The sequence below is a fragment of the Pseudomonas sp. Pdm06 genome, assembly GCF_014851795.1.
Taxonomy (GTDB): Bacteria; Pseudomonadota; Gammaproteobacteria; order Pseudomonadales; family Pseudomonadaceae; genus Aquipseudomonas; species Aquipseudomonas fluorescens_AA.
In genome coordinates, this window is sequence record NZ_JACVAH010000004.1 from 79,906 (window position 1) to 96,824 (window position 16,919).

15 protein-coding genes are annotated in these 16,919 nt (G+C 63.7%); 8 read left to right on the top strand and 7 right to left on the bottom strand.

Annotated features, from left to right (window positions below):
• Nucleotides 1-26 precede the first annotated feature (26 nt).
• Both IB266_RS08030 and IB266_RS08035 read left to right on the top strand, forming a co-directional pair.
• Nucleotides 27-1,010: a FecR family protein gene (locus tag IB266_RS08030; RefSeq protein WP_192260848.1), complete on the top strand. Its 984-nt coding sequence runs from the start codon at nt 27-29 to the stop codon at nt 1,008-1,010.
• A gap of 97 nt (nt 1,011-1,107) precedes the next feature.
• On the top strand, nt 1,108-3,546 hold the full coding sequence (locus IB266_RS08035; protein ID WP_192260849.1) for a TonB-dependent siderophore receptor: 2,439 nt from the start codon (nt 1,108-1,110) through the stop codon (nt 3,544-3,546).
• 131 nt (nt 3,547-3,677) lie between these two features.
• Here IB266_RS08035 and IB266_RS08040 read toward each other — a convergent pair whose 3' ends face one another.
• On the bottom strand, nt 3,678-4,829 hold the full coding sequence (locus tag IB266_RS08040; protein ID WP_192260850.1) for an MFS transporter: 1,152 nt from the start codon (nt 4,827-4,829) through the stop codon (nt 3,678-3,680).
• 129 nt (nt 4,830-4,958) lie between these two features.
• A complete protein-coding gene (locus tag IB266_RS08045) occupies nt 4,959-5,615 on the bottom strand; it encodes a carboxymuconolactone decarboxylase family protein (protein ID WP_192260851.1) in 657 nt (218 codons plus the stop codon).
• A gap of 160 nt (nt 5,616-5,775) precedes the next feature.
• Between IB266_RS08045 and IB266_RS08050 the strand changes: the two genes are divergently transcribed.
• Entirely contained in the window at nt 5,776-6,768 is a 993-nt protein-coding gene (locus IB266_RS08050; RefSeq protein WP_192260852.1) for a diaminopimelate epimerase, read from the top strand.
• Nucleotides 6,769-6,967: 199 nt separating this feature from the next.
• Here IB266_RS08050 and codA read toward each other — a convergent pair whose 3' ends face one another.
• The 5 genes from codA to IB266_RS08075 all read right to left on the bottom strand — a co-directional run bounded on the left by codA (nt 6,968) and on the right by IB266_RS08075 (nt 12,318).
• Nucleotides 6,968-8,215: a cytosine deaminase gene (gene codA / locus IB266_RS08055; RefSeq protein ID WP_092166899.1), complete on the bottom strand. Its 1,248-nt coding sequence runs from the start codon at nt 8,213-8,215 to the stop codon at nt 6,968-6,970.
• 12 nt (nt 8,216-8,227) lie between these two features.
• Nucleotides 8,228-9,499 (bottom strand): cytosine permease, encoded by a 1,272-nt coding sequence (gene codB / locus IB266_RS08060; protein WP_060741420.1) that lies wholly within the window; start codon nt 9,497-9,499, stop codon nt 8,228-8,230.
• A gap of 274 nt (nt 9,500-9,773) precedes the next feature.
• The gene (locus tag IB266_RS08065; RefSeq protein WP_192260853.1) at nt 9,774-10,604 is read right to left on the bottom strand and encodes an alpha/beta fold hydrolase; all 831 of its coding nucleotides are present in this window, start codon (nt 10,602-10,604) and stop codon (nt 9,774-9,776) included.
• A 194-nt stretch (nt 10,605-10,798) separates the two neighbouring features.
• The gene (gene queD, locus IB266_RS08070; RefSeq protein ID WP_025212792.1) at nt 10,799-11,155 is read right to left on the bottom strand and encodes a 6-carboxytetrahydropterin synthase QueD; all 357 of its coding nucleotides are present in this window, start codon (nt 11,153-11,155) and stop codon (nt 10,799-10,801) included.
• An 83-nt stretch (nt 11,156-11,238) separates the two neighbouring features.
• On the bottom strand, nt 11,239-12,318 hold the full coding sequence (locus tag IB266_RS08075; RefSeq protein WP_060741422.1) for a hypothetical protein: 1,080 nt from the start codon (nt 12,316-12,318) through the stop codon (nt 11,239-11,241).
• 233 nt (nt 12,319-12,551) lie between these two features.
• On the opposite strand from IB266_RS08075, the gene IB266_RS08080 reads away from it, so the two are divergent.
• The 5 genes from IB266_RS08080 (at nt 12,552) to IB266_RS08100 (ending at nt 16,714) form a co-directional block, all read left to right on the top strand.
• Nucleotides 12,552-12,860: a PepSY domain-containing protein gene (locus tag IB266_RS08080; protein ID WP_192260854.1), complete on the top strand. Its 309-nt coding sequence runs from the start codon at nt 12,552-12,554 to the stop codon at nt 12,858-12,860.
• Nucleotides 12,860-13,171: a PepSY domain-containing protein gene (locus IB266_RS08085; protein ID WP_192260855.1), complete on the top strand. Its 312-nt coding sequence runs from the start codon at nt 12,860-12,862 to the stop codon at nt 13,169-13,171. The genes IB266_RS08080 and IB266_RS08085 overlap by 1 nt, the downstream gene beginning before the upstream one ends.
• A complete protein-coding gene (locus IB266_RS08090) occupies nt 13,171-13,839 on the top strand; it encodes a response regulator transcription factor (protein ID WP_053123507.1) in 669 nt (222 codons plus the stop codon). Before IB266_RS08085 ends, IB266_RS08090 begins: the two co-directional genes overlap by 1 nt.
• Nucleotides 13,836-15,149 carry a sensor histidine kinase gene (locus IB266_RS08095; RefSeq protein WP_192260856.1) on the top strand — a complete coding sequence of 438 codons (1,314 nt, stop codon included), beginning with the start codon at nt 13,836-13,838 and terminating at the stop codon, nt 15,147-15,149. Before IB266_RS08090 ends, IB266_RS08095 begins: the two co-directional genes overlap by 4 nt.
• 248 nt (nt 15,150-15,397) lie before the next feature.
• A complete protein-coding gene (locus IB266_RS08100; RefSeq protein WP_162491262.1) occupies nt 15,398-16,714 on the top strand; it encodes a Na+/H+ antiporter family protein in 1,317 nt (438 codons plus the stop codon).
• Nucleotides 16,715-16,919: the final 205 nt, after the last annotated feature.

Genomic DNA, 16,919 nt, shown 5'->3' on the forward strand with positions numbered 1-16,919 from the left:
CTTCCACCTGAGCCACAGGACCTTCCATGATGGATAGCCGTGAATGCCCGTGCGGGCAGGACAGGGTTCGCGACGCGGCGGCGCAATGGTTCGTGCGTTTGCAAGCGCCGGCCATGAGTGTCGAGGAGCGCCAGCGTTTCGAAGCCTGGCTGGACGAACATGCCAACCACCGTGACGAAATTCAATTGCTCCAGGGGATCTGGAGCGCCACGGACCTGCTGCCCAAGGAACGCCTGCGAGCGCTGTGCGAACCTCCCGCCGAACGTCCCAAGCGTCGGCCGCTGCTGCGCTACGCCGTCGCCGCCGGACTGTTCGCGGTAGCGCTGGGGTTGGGGCTGTTCAGCGGTTTGAGTTCTTCCACCGACTACAGCGGCGAATATGCCACCGCCCTTGGCGAGCGTCGGCATATCGCCTTGCCGGACGGTTCGGTGATCGACCTCAACAGCCGCAGCCGGGTGCGTATTCAATTCGCACACCGTCAGCGCCGGGTGGAACTGGTCGAGGGCGAGGCCCTGTTCAGCGTCGAACACGATGCTGGCCGGCCATTCACCGTCGATGCGGGCAACGGCCAGGTGACGGTGACCGGGACGCGCTTCGATGTGCGCCGCGATGCCGACAAGACCCGGGTGGCGGTGGCGCAGGGCAGCGTCAAGGTCCAGGGCCGCGCCGCGCTCCCGGCTCAGTCGGTCAGCCTGACAGTGGGCCTCGGCACCCAGATCGATGCCCAGGGCAAAGTCGCCACGCCTTACGCGGTCAACATCGAGGCGCTCACCGCCTGGCGCCATGGCAAGCTGGTGTTCAACGACGCGTCGCTCAAGGAAGTGGCTGAAGAAGTCTCTCGTTATCGCACCCAGCCCCTGCGGGTCGGCAGCGCGGCGGTGGGTAACCTGCGCCTGACCAGCGTGTTCCGCGTCGACGACCCCGAGGCGCTGCTCAAGGCGCTGCCGAACATCCTGCCGGTGGCCGTGCGCAACCTGGATGACGGCAGCCAGGAAATAATCGCACGATAGATTCAGGTTTTTTCCGAGTTCTTCGTCTTCTTGTCCAACTGCAACTGGTTTGCATTAACAGACGCGTATTCTTGCGATCAACAGGACAAGGTTCGACGTGAAAACAACCGCCAAAAACAACAACCGTACCCACGTACGCTGGCTGCCCCTGGCCCTGACCCTGGCGGTCAGCGCCGCTGTGCCCCAGGCGTTCGCCGATCAGGCCGCCACCGTCATTCACATCCAGGCGCAACCGTTGGGGCAAGCCTTGACCCAGCTCGCCCAGCAGACCGCGTTGCAGGTGTTTTTCAGCCCCGAATCGGTGGCCGGTAAACAAGCGCCGGCGGTGGACGGCAACTTGTCCCCGGAAGCGGCCTTGCGCCAATTGCTGCAGGGCAGCGGCCTGCAGTACCAGATCGATAAGGGTTCGGTGACCGTGTTGCCAGCACCTGCGGCGTCCAACGCCGGCCCGCTGGAGCTGGGGGCGACTGAAATCCAGGTGGTCGGTGACTGGCTCGGCGATGCCAACGCCGAAGTGGTGCAGAACCACCCCGGTGCGCGTACGGTGATCCGCCGCGAAGCGATGGTGGAGCAAGGCGCCATGAACCTCGGCGACGTGCTGCGGCGGGTGCCGGGGGTGCAGGCGCAAGACGCCAACGGCACCGGCGGCAGCGATATTTCCCTGAACGTCGGCGTACGCGGCCTGACCTCACGCTTGTCGCCGCGCTCCACGGTGTTGATCGACGGCGTACCGGCAGCGTTCGCGCCCTATGGCCAGCCGCAACTGTCCATGGCGCCGATTGCCCTGGGCAACCTGGACAGCGTCGACGTGGTGCGCGGCGCAGGCTCGGTGCGCTATGGGCCGCAGAACGTCGGTGGGGTGATCAACTTCGTGACCCGTGCCATTCCGCAGAAAGCCACCGGTGAAATCGGCACCATCCTGGAAACCTCCCAGCGCGGCGGCTGGAAGCACATCGACACGGCTTTCCTCGGCGGCACCGCTGACAACGGCCTGGGCGTGGCACTGTTGTATTCGGGCGTCAACGGCAACGGGTATCGCCAGAGCAACAACGGCAACGACATCGACGACGTGATTCTCAAGACCCATTGGGCGCCGACCGATGTCGACGACTTCTCGCTGAATTTCCACTACTACGACGCCAAGGCCGACATGCCCGGCGGCCTGACCCAGGCCCAGTACGACGCGGACCCGTACCAGTCCGACCGCGACTGGGACAACTTCAGTGGCCGGCGCAAGGATGTGTCGTTCAAGTGGATCCGCGAGATCAATGAACGCACCCAGGCCGAAGTGCTGACCTATTACTCCGACAGCTACCGGGGCAGCACCATCGCCTCTCGGGACCAGCGCAATCTGGTGTCCTACCCGCGCACCTATTACACCTTCGGCATCGAACCCCGGGTGTCCCACGTGTTCGACCTGGGCCCCACCACCCAGGAAGCCAGTGTCGGTTATCGTTACCTCAAGGAAGGCATGCACGAAGAGGCCAGCCGCCTGGCGTTGCGTAATAACGAACCCGTGGTGCGTCCGGGGGCCGATGGCCACGTCTACCAGGACCGTACCGGCGGCACTGAAGCCCACGCGGTGTATATCGATGACAAGATCGATATCGGCCAGTGGACCATCACCCCGGGCATCCGCTTCGAAAGCATCAGCACCGAATGGCACGACCGCCCGGTGCTCGACACCGCTGGCCGCCCCGTGCAGGAAAAACGCCGCAGCATCGACAGCAACGAACCGCTGCCGGCCCTGAGCGTGATGTATCACCTGTCCGATGCCTGGAAGCTGTTCGCCAACTACGAGACCTCGTTCGGCAGCCTGCAATACTTCCAGCTCGGCCAGGGCGGCGACGGCAACAACACCGCCAATGGCCTGAGCCCGGAAAAGGCCAAGACCTACGAGATCGGCACGCGTTACAACGATGACGTGTGGGGCGGGGAAGTGACGCTGTTCTACATCGACTTCGACGACGAACTGCAATACATCAGCAACGACGTGGGCTGGACCAACATGGGCGCGACCAAGCACCAGGGGCTGGAGGCTTCGGTGCACTACGACATGGCCGCGTTCGACCCGCGCCTCGAAGGCCTCACCGCCAACGCCGGTTTCACCTACACCCGCGCGACTTACGAAGGCGAGATCCCGAGCTTCAAGGGCCGTGACCTGCCGTTCTATTCTCGCCAGGTGGCCAACGTGGGCCTGCGTTACGAGGCCAATCGCTGGACCTATAACCTCGACGCCTTTGCCCAGTCCAAGCAGCGCTCACCGGGCAACAACGTGAACGCCGATGGCAGCTTCAGCGGCGACTACATCACCGATGGCACCGCCGATGGGCAGTACGGCGACATGCCGGGCTACGTGCTCTGGAACGTGCGCGCCGGCTATGACTTCGGTGCACAGCTGTCGAACCTGAAAGTCGGTGCCGGGGTGAAAAACCTGTTCGATCACCAGTACTACACCCGTTCCAGCGACAACAACTCGGGCATTTACGTCGGCGCACCGCGTACGTTCTTTGTGCAGGCGAGTGTGGGATTCTGATCGGGCCAAGGATTGAGTGAGCTTTACGCTGTGGGAGCAAAGCTTGCTCGCGATGCAGGCACCTCGGTCTCAAAAGGACCGCGTCATCTTCATCGCGGGCAAGCCTTGCTCCCACAAGGTCTGTAGAGAACTCAGACCTTCAACACTTTGCCACTGGCCGCAACCGCCACCAGCGACAACGCAATCAACCCAAACGCAAAGCTCAAACTGCTGCCATGGGCGACGAAGCCAATCAGCGCCGGACCGGCGAGGATGCCGGCATAGCCGATGGTGGTGATGGCCGGTACCGCGATCGCTTCCGGCATCAGGGTCTGTTTGCCGACGGCGGTGTACAACACCGGCACGATGTTCGAACACCCGGCACCCACCAACGCATACCCCAGCAGCGCCGCTTGCCACATCGGGGCGAGGGTCGCCAGCAGGAACCCCGCGGCGGCGATCGACCCGCCATAGATGATCACGCGTTTGGCCCCCAGGCGATGCACCACCGAGTCGCCGGTCAGGCGGCCGACGGTCATGGTCAGCGCGAAGGCGGCATAACCCAGCCCGGCATAGGCGGTATCCACCGCGCGCTCGGTGGTCAGGAACACGGCGCTCCAGTCCAGCACCGCGCCTTCGGCCAGGAACACGATGAAACAGAGGATGCCAATAAACAGCACCACGCCATGGGGAATGGCGAACGCTGGCCCCGAGCTTTCACTGCCGTAGGGCAACAAGTGCGGCGCCGCCTTGAACAACGCCACCAGCAGCACGCCATTGACCACCAGCGTCGCCCCCAGCGGCGAAAGCCCCAGGCCGAGCAGGGCGCTCACGCCGGCGGCGCCAATGATCCCGCCGAGGCTGAACATGCCGTGGAAACCCGACATCATGGTCTTGCCACTGGCCCGCTCGACGATCACCGCTTGCAGGTTCACGGTCGAGTCCACGGTGCCGAGCCCGGCGCCAAACAGGAACAGCGCCGCCACCAGCCAGGGCAGGGAAGTCATCGTCGCCAGCAACGGCAATGCCAGGCAGATCAGAAGCGTGCCGCCGCTGAGCACCCGACGGCAGCCGAACCGCGTCGCCAGCGCACCGGAAATCGGCATCGCCAGGATCGACCCGACCCCCAGGCATAACAGCAGCAAGCCGAGGGTGCCTTCATCCAGGTTCGCCCGCACTTTGGCGTAAGGCACCAGCGGCGCCCAGGCGGCGATGCCGATGCCGGCGATGAGGTAGGCGATGCGGGTGGACATCTGTTCCAGGCGTCCGGGGACAAAGGTGGGCGGGGGCGTGATGGCAGTCATGAAACGTCCTTGGTTTTCGGGCGGTGCAGTGCGGTGGTGCAGGCAGGGGGGCTATGCTTGCATATTCACTGACCGCACCGCGACCCCAAGGTGCCGAAGCCCTGAAGCACCCTCCTTGGACACCGTGGGTCACTGGGCCTTGTACAGCCTGATGCTCACCACCCGGTCTGCCTCCACATCAAAATAAATAAGAGCGATGGGGAATACCTGTTGCTCATCGAAGCACTCAACGATCACGTTTCGGGCTGACGTTGCCTGGGCCGAGAAGCGTCGGGCCTGGCGCAACAGTCGCTTGATTTCGGGGGAGACCGGGATGGGCGGGTGGCCCTTGCGCACGCTTTCGCAAAACGCCAGCGTCACTTCTCGTGGCGTTGGTGGTGGGGGTGAGGCAAGGCCCGCTTCTTCGAACAGCCGATTGAGTTGATCGGCCGCAGAGACAGCTCTAGGGAAACCGGTGAACGCCGAAGCTTGCACGACCAGCTCGACGATTTCTCCTAGCGCCAGGCCGGACGCCGCGCCGGTCCTGAAATGTACGCTCAAGGGCGGCCCCACCGTGCTGGCCGCGACGATGGCTGCCAGCGTCGCGGCTTCGCGCAAGCGCGAGTCAAGGCCGGGGCGACTCTGTAAATGGCCGTAGACGACGCCGACCGCCAACTCGCCGAGCGCTGGTGCGGTATGGAACAGCGCGTCGAGTCGTGCGCCGCCGTCCGGCACCAGCTCGATGAAATGTTTTCGGCCTTCGCTGTAGAGCTCGGCCATGGGACTGGAGGGATGTTGACTCTTCATGGGGGCGTCCTTGTGCTGGGAGCTTGCGTGCCTAAAGTACTGGTTCACCAGGCAGCTGCGCACCTGTCGAACCTGACAGGTTACGGCGCAAAGATTTGGCTGTATGAAGCAGGCTTCGCCTAAACTACCGGCCCCTTCTGGCTTTCTCCGGACCCGATGCATGGCACCGTTCTACGACGCACGCGGCAATATCTATGGAGTCGTTTCACCGCAGCAGGCCCGTGACCATGGCATCGATCTGCCTCAGTCGGCCGCCCAGGCCGCGCAGACCCGCGAGTCCTGGGCAGCGGCGGCCGTGCACGCGTTCTGCGCCTGGGCGCCGGGTGAGGCGCCGCCGGACGCCAAGGCTCATCGCAGTGATGGGTTGCTGATTGGCCCGTTCCAGAGTGAACCGCCCTTTGATCTATTGATCGTCAATACCGACGGGACACTGGCCGAGCGCAGCGGCAATGGCCTGACGATTTTCTCCCAGGCCTTGCAAGAGCAGGGCTTGATGGCGGGGACGGGTGATTGCTTGCTGCAGGTTCATCACGATAAATCCGACGGTTTGTCTCCGTTGCGAACTTCGGTTCGCGCCGCTGAATTCGAAGGCACCCAAGGCTTCTGGCTGGACCTGGGCAAACCGCTGTTCGGGCCCGGGGCCGTCGGTGCCCAGGACGTCGAGTGTGTGATGTTCAACCAGTGCGATGTCAGCCGTGTGGCGGCGCTTGAGCGGTTGAATCCGGCGTGGGGCAACAGCCAGTTCGTGAACATTGGCAACCCTCATTGCGTAACGCTGGTGGACGGTGCCGAGGCGTTGCCGAGTAATTCGCAGATGCGCGCTGCGGCGCTGTCGCAAAGCCTGGTTCGCATCGCCTATGCCGCCCCGGGCGGTGCCGGGCTGCCGTGCCCCGCCGGGGTGAATCTGCAATGGGCCCGCCTGGAAGCCGAAGGGCGAATCGCGGCGCGGGTGTTTGAGCGCGGCGAAGGCCCAACCGCGTCCTCGGGTACCAGCGCCAGTGCCGTGGCCAGTGCTGCGTGGCGGGTGGGCTGGGTGAAGGCGGGCGTGGTGAGGGTGGTGATGCCCGGCGGCACGGCGCCGATTTTGCTAGAAGAAGCGGCGGGCGAGTTGGTGCGGGTCAGGTTGTTCGGTACGGCGCGGCTTGTGCCGTAGGGCGTTCTGGAGATTTTGCGGTGCGGTTCATACCGCTATCGCGAGCAAGCTCGCTCCCACAGGGGCCCTGTGCCGGACTCAACATTTATGTCCACTGAAGATCCCTTGTGGGAGCGAGCTTGCTCGCGATGGCGGCACTACATCCAACATCAATGCAACTGACCCACCGCCGTCGCGAGCAAGTTCGCCCACAGGAGAATCAGCCTGGCTGCTGCGCAAACTCCACCACCGGCATCTGCCGCTTCATCAGCACTTCGCCATTGCGAATCGAGTAAAGCGGCAAGCCCTGGCTGCGGATCACTTCGTAGTCGCTGTCCGCCGACAGGATCAGCAGGTTCGCCGGACGGCCGGGTTCCAGCCCGTAGCGCTCGCCCAGGGCCATGGCCTTGGCGCTGTTGTCGGTGACCAGGTCCAGGGCGCTTTGCAGGTTGCGGTAGCCGAGCATGTGGCAGATATGCAGCCCGGCTTCCAGCACCCGCAGGATGTTGCCGTTGCCCAGGGGATACCACGGGTCGACGATGGAGTCCTGGCCGAAGCACACGTTCATCCCGGCTTCGAGCAGCTCATTGACCCGAGTGACCCCACGGCGTTTGGGAAAGGTGTCGAAACGCCCCTGCAGGTGAATGCTTTCGGTCGGACAAGAGACAAAGCTGATGCCCGAATGCCCGAGCAGGCGGAACAGCTTGGCGCAGTAGGCGTTGTCGTAGGAACCCATGGCCGTGGTGTGGCTGGCGGTGACGCGGGCGCCCATGTCGCGGCTGCGGGCTTCTTCGGCGAGCACTTCGAGAAAGCGCGAATGCGGGTCGTCGGTTTCGTCGCAATGCACATCCACCAGGCAACCGGTGCGTTCGGCCAGGTCCATGAGGAATTTCACCGAACTGACGCCCTGGTCGCGGGTGTACTCGAAGTGGGGAATGCCGCCCACCACGTCGGCGCCCATGCGGATCGCCTCTTCCATCAGTTCGCGGCCATTGCGGTAGGACTCGATGCCTTCCTGGGGAAACGCGACGATCTGCATGTCGATCAGGTGACGGCTTTGCTCGCGCACTTCGAGCATGGCCTTGAGGGCCGTGAGTTCGGGGTCGGTCACGTCGACGTGGGTGCGCACATGCTGGATGCCATGGGCGGCGAGGGCCTGGATGGTTTTCTTGGCGCGGGTGCTGGTGTCTTCCTGGGTGATGGTGGCCTTGCGTTCGCCCCAGCACTCGATGCCTTCGAACAGCGTGCCGCTCATGTTCCAGCGCGGTTCGCCGGCGGTGAGGGTCGCGTCCAGGTGGATGTGCGGTTCGACGAAGGGCGGGACCACCAGGTTGCCGCCGGCATCGAGGTCTTCCGGGCCCAGGCTGGGGGCTTCGGTCTGGCGGGCGATGTTGGCGATCAGTCCGTTTTCCAGGTGCAGTTCATGCAAGCCTTCGCGGTTGCGCAGGCGGGCGTTGATGATGTGCATCGGGCGAATCCTTTATAGGTCTTGTAGGGGCGCGTCAGCGGTGCGAATACCCATTACGCCGATCAATAGCACATACGTTAGCGCGCCGGTGGCGATTCCTACCAGTGGCGCGACCCACGGCGAATTGAACGCGGCGACCGTGCCGAGCCCATAGGCGAACAGCCCAGGCCAGTTGAACGCCGGTAACCGGGCTTCGGCCAGGCGTGGATAACGACCGCGCCAGCGGAAGAAGAAATCGGCCATGATCACCCCGCCAATCGGTGGGATTACGGTGCCCAGCAGAATCAGGTACGGCACCAGCAGATCGTACATCCCCAACAGGGCCAGCAGCGTGCCGATCACCGCACCGCAGAGGGTCACGGTCTTGCGCCGGCGGGTGCGCAGCAGGTTGCAACCGGCCACGGCGAAGTTGTAGATGGTGTTGTCCTGGGTGCTCCAGATGTTGAGCAGCAGCATCGCCATCGCCGCCATGGCGAAGCCCTGCAGCAGCAACACTTCGACCACATCCGGTTGCTGATAGACGATGGCCCCGTAGGCGCCGATCAGCACCATCAGGCCGTTACCCAGGAAGAAGCCGATCAGGCTCGCCAGCACCGCGACCTTCGCCGAGCGGGAGAACCGCGTCCAATTGGTGGCCTGGGTCGCGCCGCTGACGAAGGTGCCGAACACCAGCGTGATGGCGGTGGACCAATCGAGGCTGCTCGTAGGCACCACCGCCAGCAAGCCTTCGAAGCCGCCGACCTTCACCGTCGCCACCCACATCGACAGCATCAGCAGCAACATCATGGCTGGTACGGCGATGTACGAAAGGATTTCCAGCCCGCGATAACCGACGTAGGCGGTGGCGCAGAACCCCAGGCCGAACAGCACCATCAACCCGAGCACGGTGCTCTCGCTCAATTCGAAATACTTGCCCAGCACCACGGCGGCGGTCGCCGTGCCCCAGGCGTACCAGCCGATCTGGGTGAACCCGAGGATCAAGTCACTGAGCTTGCTGCCCACCTCGCCGAAACAGAAACGCCCCATCAACACCGAATTGAGCCCGCTCTTGAAAGCGATGTAACCCAGGCCGGCGGCATAGAGGCCCAGCAGCAGGTTGCCAATCACAATCACGGTGAGCATCTCGGCAAAACCGAACGCCACCCCCAGCTTGCCACCGGCAAACATGGTGGCGGTGAAAAAGGTGAAACCCAGCAGCACCATGGCCGTGGAGGCCAGACCCTTGCGAGCGTGCAGCGGGACTTCGCTCAGGGGATAGTCATTGCCTGGATCGTTCTGAGTCATGTGGCGGTCCTTGCGGGTGAGGGATGTCGCAAGCGTGCAGCGGCCGTGCCAAGCGGGTGATCGCGAGATTATTTATAGACAATCCTGGGGATTGGGTGGGCGCAGGGATCAAAAGCGGTGCGCGAGTGATTCAAGTTGGAACACAGATCTCATTAGCGACGAGCCCCCTGTGGGAGCGAGCTTGCTCGCGATAGCGGTGTGTCAGATAGCATCAAGGTGACTGTCATGTCGCCATCGCGAGCAAGCTCGCTCCCACAGGGGAATGCAGTGTTTTTCAGGTCGGGGAGGACAATGGCAGAAACCGCAACACCGCCGCGACAATGGCCTCCGGCGCGTCCTCCTGAACCAGGTGCCCGGCATTTGGAACGGGGTGCAATTGTGCCCCCGGGATCATCCGTTGCAGGGCCCGGCCGCGTTCGATGGGGATCCACTGATCATCCTCGCCCCACAGGATCTGGGTCGGGCAGCGCACGTTCGGATACAGGCCCTCGGCTTCACGGGTGTAGCGTTCGTCCATCTGCGCGATCTGCCGGTAGAACGCCGCCTGGCCCGGCTCGCCGAGCCACGGCTGCACGTAGGGCGCCAGTTCCGCGTCCGGGATGTCCCGTTTGATCGCGCCGCGGACATAGGCCGGCACGATGGCCCGCTGAATGTAGTCGGGCAGGCCGCTGAAGGCCGCTTCATGCTGGCGTACGTGCTGCACGAAAGGCGAACCCCAGGGCGACAGCGCCACGGGGTCGATCAGGGTCAGGCTGCGGTAATCCTTGCCGTTGAGCAGGTGCGTACGCAGGGCCGTGGCGCCGCCAAAATCATGGGCCACCACGTCGGGGCAATCCAGGTGCCAATGCGCCAGCAATTGTGCGAGCAACAGGTTTTGCACGCCGAGGGACACGTCGGCATCGGGTTGCGCGGATTGGCCATACCCCAGCAGGTCGAAGTAATGCACCCGGTGGGTGGCGAAGAACAGCGGGGCGATCCGGTGCCACACGTAGGAAGAGAAGGGCGTGCCGTGGACAAACACCAACGGCGGGCCATCGCCGTGGATGGCGTAGCGGATGGGGTGTCCGTTGAAGTCGTAGATTTGATCCAGCGGCCAGTGGGTCATGCTCGATACTCCCCTGAAAATGGCTCAGGGGAGCAAGCATAGGCCAATGCAGGCAGGTCAGGGAAAGCACAGTGGGGCAGCTAGGTCTTGTGGGAGCAAGGCTTGCCCGCGATGCAGGCGCCTCGGTTCCAGAGAGACTGTGTAATCTTCATCGCGAGCAAGCTTTGCTCCCACAGGCGGACCCCCACAGGGCTTTATTCGCCGTGGTAGATGCAACCGCTGGTGCAGGTCTCGTGGATGCGGATGGCACTGAGCTCCGGCAGCAATGGCTTCAACTCGTTCCAGATCCACTTGGCCAACACTTCGCTGGTGGGGTTTTCCAGGCCTGGGATGTCGTTGAGGTAGTTGTGGTCCAGGCGCTCGTAGAGGGGCTTGAAGATCGCCTTGATCTCCGAGAAGTCGCGAATCCAGCCGGTGTGCGGGTCGATATCGCCGCTCAGGTGGATCGCCACCTTGAACGAGTGGCCATGAAGGCGGCCGCACTTGTGGCCTTCCGGCACGTGGGGCAGGCGGTGGGCGGATTCGAAGGTAAACTCTTTGAAGATTTCCACAGGTTCGGGCTCTTTAAGGTAGCGGTCGCGAGGCAGGCGGCGGAGTTTATCAGTTTGATAACGGCGTTGCGCGACCGTGCTGACTAAAGGGTCAGCAAACGTTCGCCCAAGCCACCGTTGGCCGTCAGCTCGAGGAACTCGTCACCGAGCCGGCGGCTCTCGTCCATCGCCGTGCGCCAATATTTGCGGCGGCTCGGGTCATCGCCCATGAAGCGCTTGAAGTCGTTGCGGTCTGGCAGTTTGCCGTAGGGCAGGCGCGCCAGGTATTCCCGGGACGGTGCCAGCAACAACACGTCCTGCAGACGGTCGACGTTGCCGCGACGCCACGGCAGGCCCTTGTCGAACCAGCCGGGAATGACCCGGTCGGTGAAATGCGGGTAGAGCACGATGTCCTCGCCGCTGTAGGGCAGGTCGAGGTGATAGTCCAGCAGACCGCCGTCGCGGTAGGTGCCGGCACCGGCGCCCGGCAGGTCGCGCACGCCTTCCATCACCATCGGGATCGAGCCTGACGCCAGCAGGGCCTGGCGCAGGTTGCCGGCGGCCAACGGCACGAAACGCGACGGAAAGTCATTCAACGGATGCAGGGGTGGGGCCAGGCGCGGGTCATGGATGATCAACCGCTCGAAATGCCGCGACAGCCGGGCACGGCCCCGCAGGTTGTCGGCGATCACCGACGACAGTCCCAGGCCCAGCCGGCCGCGATGATCCTGGGCGAGCAGGCCGTGGCTCTTGACGACCATGATGTTGAGCCGGTACCGCGGGTTGTCGAGGATCGAGGTGTCACGGCCGTCGAGCAAGTCATCGAGCATGCGCTGCGAGCTCTGGCTGACACCGGCCATGGTCACGCCTTTGGCGAAGCTTTGTTCGTTGTACAAGGTGCCCAGGCGCCGGATCCCCTCGGCGGCGTCCGGGAGGCAGGCGCTGGCGAAGCGCCAGGCTCCCACCGAGGCCCCGATCAGAGAGCGTTCCCGGGGGGCGGCGGGCAGCCATTCGCCGAACAGCGCCAGGTCCAGCCCTTGGATGCCCAGGGCCTTGGGGCCACCGGCGGCGCCGGGCAGGATGCCGACGTCGGCGGCGTTCAAGCCGGCCTGGCGAATCCGCCCGAACGCACGGGGGCCGGCCTTGAGGGTGAGGGCGGGGAACTTGATGTGGATGGCGGTCATACCGGTCTCGAATACGGGTAAGCGGATGATTATAACGACACAAGAACCTGTGGGAGCGAGCTTGCTCGCGATAGCGGCGGCACATCCTGCATCGTTACAAGCTGACCCACTGCCATCGCGAGCAAGCTCGCTCCCACATTATTGATGTGGGTTCCATGATGGCGATTCAGTTTCAGTTAAGTTCACCCCGATACAGTCGCCCCCGTGAAAGATTATAAAAAAGGAGACAACCCATGAACCGCCTGACTGCCTTTTTCATCGCGACCCTCATGGCCCTAGGTACGAGCCTGGCTCAGGCACGAGACCTGAACGCAGACGAAGCCCGCAAACTGCAAGACGCTGGTACCATCCTGTCCTTTGAAAAACTCGACGCCGCTGCCCTGGCCGAGCACCCTGGAGCTACCTTGACCGACACCGAGCTGGACGAAGAGTACGGCAAGTACATTTACCAGGTGGAGCTGCGCGATACGAAGGGCATTGAGTGGGACCTGGAATTGGACGCCACCGACGGCAAGGTACTCAAGAATCATCAGGATCTGTAATGAAGCTTAATTTATGCGCCCGCAGCCGATGGGCGCTGGCGCTGCTGGCGTTTTGTTCGCTGGCCATGGCCCGGGACCTGGATCAGGACGAGGCGCTGCAACTGCGTCAGCAGGGCGTGATCCTGCCGCTCGAACACCTGCTGCAACAAGCGTTGGATCTGCACCCCGGCGCCAAACTGCTGGAGGCCGAGTTGGAGGAGAAGCACGGCGTCTATATTTATGAGGTCGAGTTGCTGGACACCGACGGCGTCGTGCGTGAGCTGGACCTGGAGGCCAAGACCGGCCGCTTACTCAAAGATAAGGAAGACTGATGCGCCTGCTTCTGGTGGAAGATCACGTGCCCCTGGCCGATGAACTGATGGCCGGGCTTGCACGCCAGGGTTACGCCGTCGACTGGCTGGCCGATGGTCGCGATGCGGTGTACCAGGGCAGCAGCGAGCCCTATGACCTGATCATCCTCGACCTCGGCCTGCCGGGCGTGCCGGGGCTCGATGTGTTGGCCCAATGGCGCGCTGGCGGCCTGGCCACGCCGGTGCTGATCCTCACCGCCCGCGGGTCCTGGGCCGAACGTATCGAGGGCCTCAAGGCCGGGGCCGACGACTACCTGACCAAACCCTTTCATCCTGAAGAACTGCACCTGAGGATCCAGGCGCTGCTGCGCCGCTCCCATGGCCAGGTCAACCAGCCGACGCTCAAGGCTGCCGGATTGCACCTGGACGAGAGTCGCCAATGCGTGGTCCGCGACGGCACCGATATCCAGCTCACGGCGGCCGAATTTCGCCTGTTGCGCTATTTCATGCTGCATCCCGAGCAGATCCTTTCCAAAAGCCATCTCGCCGAACACCTGTACGACGGTGAGACCGAGCGCGATTCCAACGTGCTGGAAGTCCACGTCAATCACCTGCGGCGCAAGCTGGGACGCAGCGTGATCGAAACCCGCCGCGGCCAGGGTTACCTGTTCGGCGGGCAGGCGCAGTGAGATCCATCCAGCGGCGCCTGAGCCTGGGCCTGATCGGTGTGATGGTGGTGGTCGGCCTGGTCCTGGCGCAAACCAGCCTGTGGTTGTTCGAGCTGGGCTTGCAGCGTTACCTGGAAGCGGGGCTGCGTAACGACAGCGAGAACCTGCTGGTGGCCCTGGTGCGCGGCCCGCAGGGCTTGCAATTGGATGAGCGCCGCCTGTCGCCGGCCTATCAGCGGCCGTTTTCCGGGCATTATTTCCGCATCGATTTTGCCGATGCGCACTGGCGCTCCCGCTCCCTGTGGGACCAGGAATTGCCTCGGCTCGACCACCCCGGCCTGCACAGCAACCTGCAACTGGGGCCCGAGGGCCAGAAGCTGCTGGTGCTGCGTACCGATTATCGACGGCTGGGCCAGGCGATTTCCATCAGCGTGGCCCAGGACTACACCCCCGTGCGTGACAGCTTCCGCCGGATGCAACAAGTCGGCCTCGGGCTCGGGTTGGCGGGGCTGTTGCTGATTCTGTTGCTGCAACGCATCACCGTGCGCCGAGCCTTGCGTCCGCTGGACCGGGCCCGGGAGCAGATTGCCCAGTTGCAGCGCGGGCAGCGTTCGCAACTCGACGAACAGGTGCCACGGGAACTGGAACCGCTGGTGACGCAGATCAACCATCTGCTGGCCCACACCGAAGACAGCCTCAAGCGTTCGCGCAATGCCTTGGGCAACCTCGGCCACGCCTTGAAAACCCCGCTGGCGGTGCTGCAAAGCCTGGCGTCGAACGAGAAGCTCGACCCGTATCCCGAGCTGCGCAAACTGTTGCTCGATCAACTGGAGCAGGTCCGCCAGCGCCTGAACCGCGAACTCAACCGCGCCCGCCTGTCCGGCGATGCCTTGCCCGGCGCGCACCTGGACTGTGACGCCGAACTGCCGGGGTTGCTGGCCACGCTGAACATGATCCACGGTGAACACCTGCACCTGAGCTACGTCGCCCCGCCAGGCCTGCACCTGCCCTGGGACCGTGAAGACCTGCTGGAATTGTTGGGTAACCTGCTGGACAACGCCTGCAAATGGGCCGATGCCGAGGTCCGCCTGACCATGACCGAGACGGCCGAGGGCTTCAGCCTGGCCGTAGAGGACGACGGCCCGGGCATCCCCGCGGACCGCCGCGACCAGGTGTTCAGCCGCGGCACGCGGTTGGATGAACAGACCGATGGACATGGCCTGGGCCTGGGCATCGTGCGGGACATCGTCGACACCTGGGGCGGGATGCTGGCGTTGGACGACAGCGAGTGGGGTGGATTGAAGGTCGTGATCGAGCTGCCCAAGCGCTGATCTCATGGCTCCGTCCCCCCTGTGGGAGCGAGCTTGCTCGCGATGGCGTCCGTTCAGTCACATGGATAGCCACCGAAAGATTGCTATCGCGAGCAAGCTCGCTCCCACAGAGGGGGGGCGGTGGTGGTCGTCAATATTGCGAGACTTGAAAACCCGCCCCACGGCCCTTGCAGCTTGCCGCCGCTTGCTGCAAAGTCGCGACCTTTTTGTCCGGTGGCTTTCCATCGCTGTGCTTTGAGGTAACGATGATAAATGCAGTAATTGCCGCGGTTGGCGTCATGCTGGTGCTCAGCCTGTCCCGCGTGCATGTGGTGATCGCGCTGATTATCGGCGCGTTGGTGGGTGGCCTGACGGGTGGCCTGGGGATCGAGGCGACGCTCAAGGCGTTCAATGCCGGCCTGGGTGGCGGTGCGACGGTGGCGCTGTCCTACGCCTTGCTCGGCGCTTTCGCCGTGGCGATTGCCAAGTCCGGCATGGCCCACGCCCTGGCGGACAAAGCCCTGGCCCTGGTGGATCGCCAGGACGCCGCCGGTGGCACGGGCGTCAAGTGGGTGCTGATCGGCCTGCTGGGGACGGTCGCGGTCGCCTCCCAGAACATTCTGCCGATCCATATCGCCTTCATCCCGTTGCTGGTGCCGCCGCTGCTCTATGTGCTGACCAAGTTGCAACTGGACCGCCGCTTGATCGCCTGCGTCATGACCTTCGGCCTGATCACCCCCTACATGTTCCTGCCGGTGGGCTTCGGCAATATCTTCCTTAATGAAATCCTGCTGGCCAACATCGCCCGCAGCGGCGTGGACGTCAGTGGCATCAACGTCACCCATGCCATGGGCATTCCGGCGCTGGGCATGGTGTTCGGCCTGCTGCTGTCGTTGTTCAGCTACCGCAAGAAACGCGTCTACGACCTGAAGAGGATCGCCCGGGTCGAGCAGGTGGCGGTGCGCTACAACCCCATGACCCTGCTGGTGGCGGGGCTGGCGATTGTCGCGGCGTTCGCCATCCAGCTCCTGGTCGACTCGATGATCATTGGCGCCCTGGTCGGCTTCCTGATTTTCTCGGTATCGGGTGTGGTGCGCTGGCGCGAGACCGATGACCTGTTCACCGAAGGCATGAAGATGATGGCGATGATCGGTTTCATCATGATCGCCGCCTCAGGCTTCGCCGAAGTGATGAAGGCCACCGGTGAAGTCCAGAGCCTGGTGGAGACCTCGGCGGCCTGGATCGGCCACAACAAGGGCATCGGCGCGCTGATGATGTTGTTGGTGGGGCTGCTGGTGACCATGGGTATCGGCTCGTCGTTTTCCACGGTGCCGATCCTGGCGACGATTTTCGTGCCGCTGTGCCTGCAACTGGGCTTCAGCCCGCTGGCGATCGTCTGCATCGTCGGCACCGCCGGCGCCCTGGGCGATGCTGGCTCGCCCGCCTCGGACTCGACCCTGGGCCCGACCTCCGGCCTGAACATCGACGGCCAGCACCATCACATCTGGGACACCGTGGTCCCGACCTTCATCCACTACAACCTGCCGCTGCTGGCGTTTGGTTGGGTGGCGGCGATGGTGTTGTAGCCTCGAGACCGAGTCGCCTCAATCGCGAGCAGGCTCGCTCCCACAGTGGATCGGTGTGAACACAAGTATTGTGGACGCCGCCGAACCCTGTGGGAGCGAGCTTGCTCGCGATGAGGCCCTTGAATTCAGTGACCCTGCCAACGGACCGTTCACCTTGTCCTACAGTTTTGCCGTGCGGTGCCGTTAATACAGCTAACCACGCCAA

What these genes read in the sequence shown, in the direction of transcription:
- IB266_RS08030 (WP_192260848.1), top strand. Translation starts at nt 27, where the DNA reads ATGATGGATAGCCGTGAATGCCCGTGCGGGCAGGACAGGGTTCGCGAC.
- IB266_RS08040 (WP_192260850.1), bottom strand. Translation starts at nt 4,829, where the DNA reads ATGACTGCCATCACGCCCCCGCCCACCTTTGTCCCCGGACGCCTGGAA.
- IB266_RS08045 (WP_192260851.1), bottom strand. Translation starts at nt 5,615, where the DNA reads ATGAAGAGTCAACATCCCTCCAGTCCCATGGCCGAGCTCTACAGCGAA.
- IB266_RS08050 (WP_192260852.1), top strand. Translation starts at nt 5,776, where the DNA reads ATGGCACCGTTCTACGACGCACGCGGCAATATCTATGGAGTCGTTTCA.
- codA (WP_092166899.1), bottom strand. Translation starts at nt 8,215, where the DNA reads ATGCACATCATCAACGCCCGCCTGCGCAACCGCGAAGGCTTGCATGAA.
- codB (WP_060741420.1), bottom strand. Translation starts at nt 9,499, where the DNA reads ATGACTCAGAACGATCCAGGCAATGACTATCCCCTGAGCGAAGTCCCG.
- IB266_RS08065 (WP_192260853.1), bottom strand. Translation starts at nt 10,604, where the DNA reads ATGACCCACTGGCCGCTGGATCAAATCTACGACTTCAACGGACACCCC.
- IB266_RS08075 (WP_060741422.1), bottom strand. Translation starts at nt 12,318, where the DNA reads ATGACCGCCATCCACATCAAGTTCCCCGCCCTCACCCTCAAGGCCGGC.
- IB266_RS08080 (WP_192260854.1), top strand. Translation starts at nt 12,552, where the DNA reads ATGAACCGCCTGACTGCCTTTTTCATCGCGACCCTCATGGCCCTAGGT.
- IB266_RS08085 (WP_192260855.1), top strand. Translation starts at nt 12,860, where the DNA reads ATGAAGCTTAATTTATGCGCCCGCAGCCGATGGGCGCTGGCGCTGCTG.
- IB266_RS08090 (WP_053123507.1), top strand. Translation starts at nt 13,171, where the DNA reads ATGCGCCTGCTTCTGGTGGAAGATCACGTGCCCCTGGCCGATGAACTG.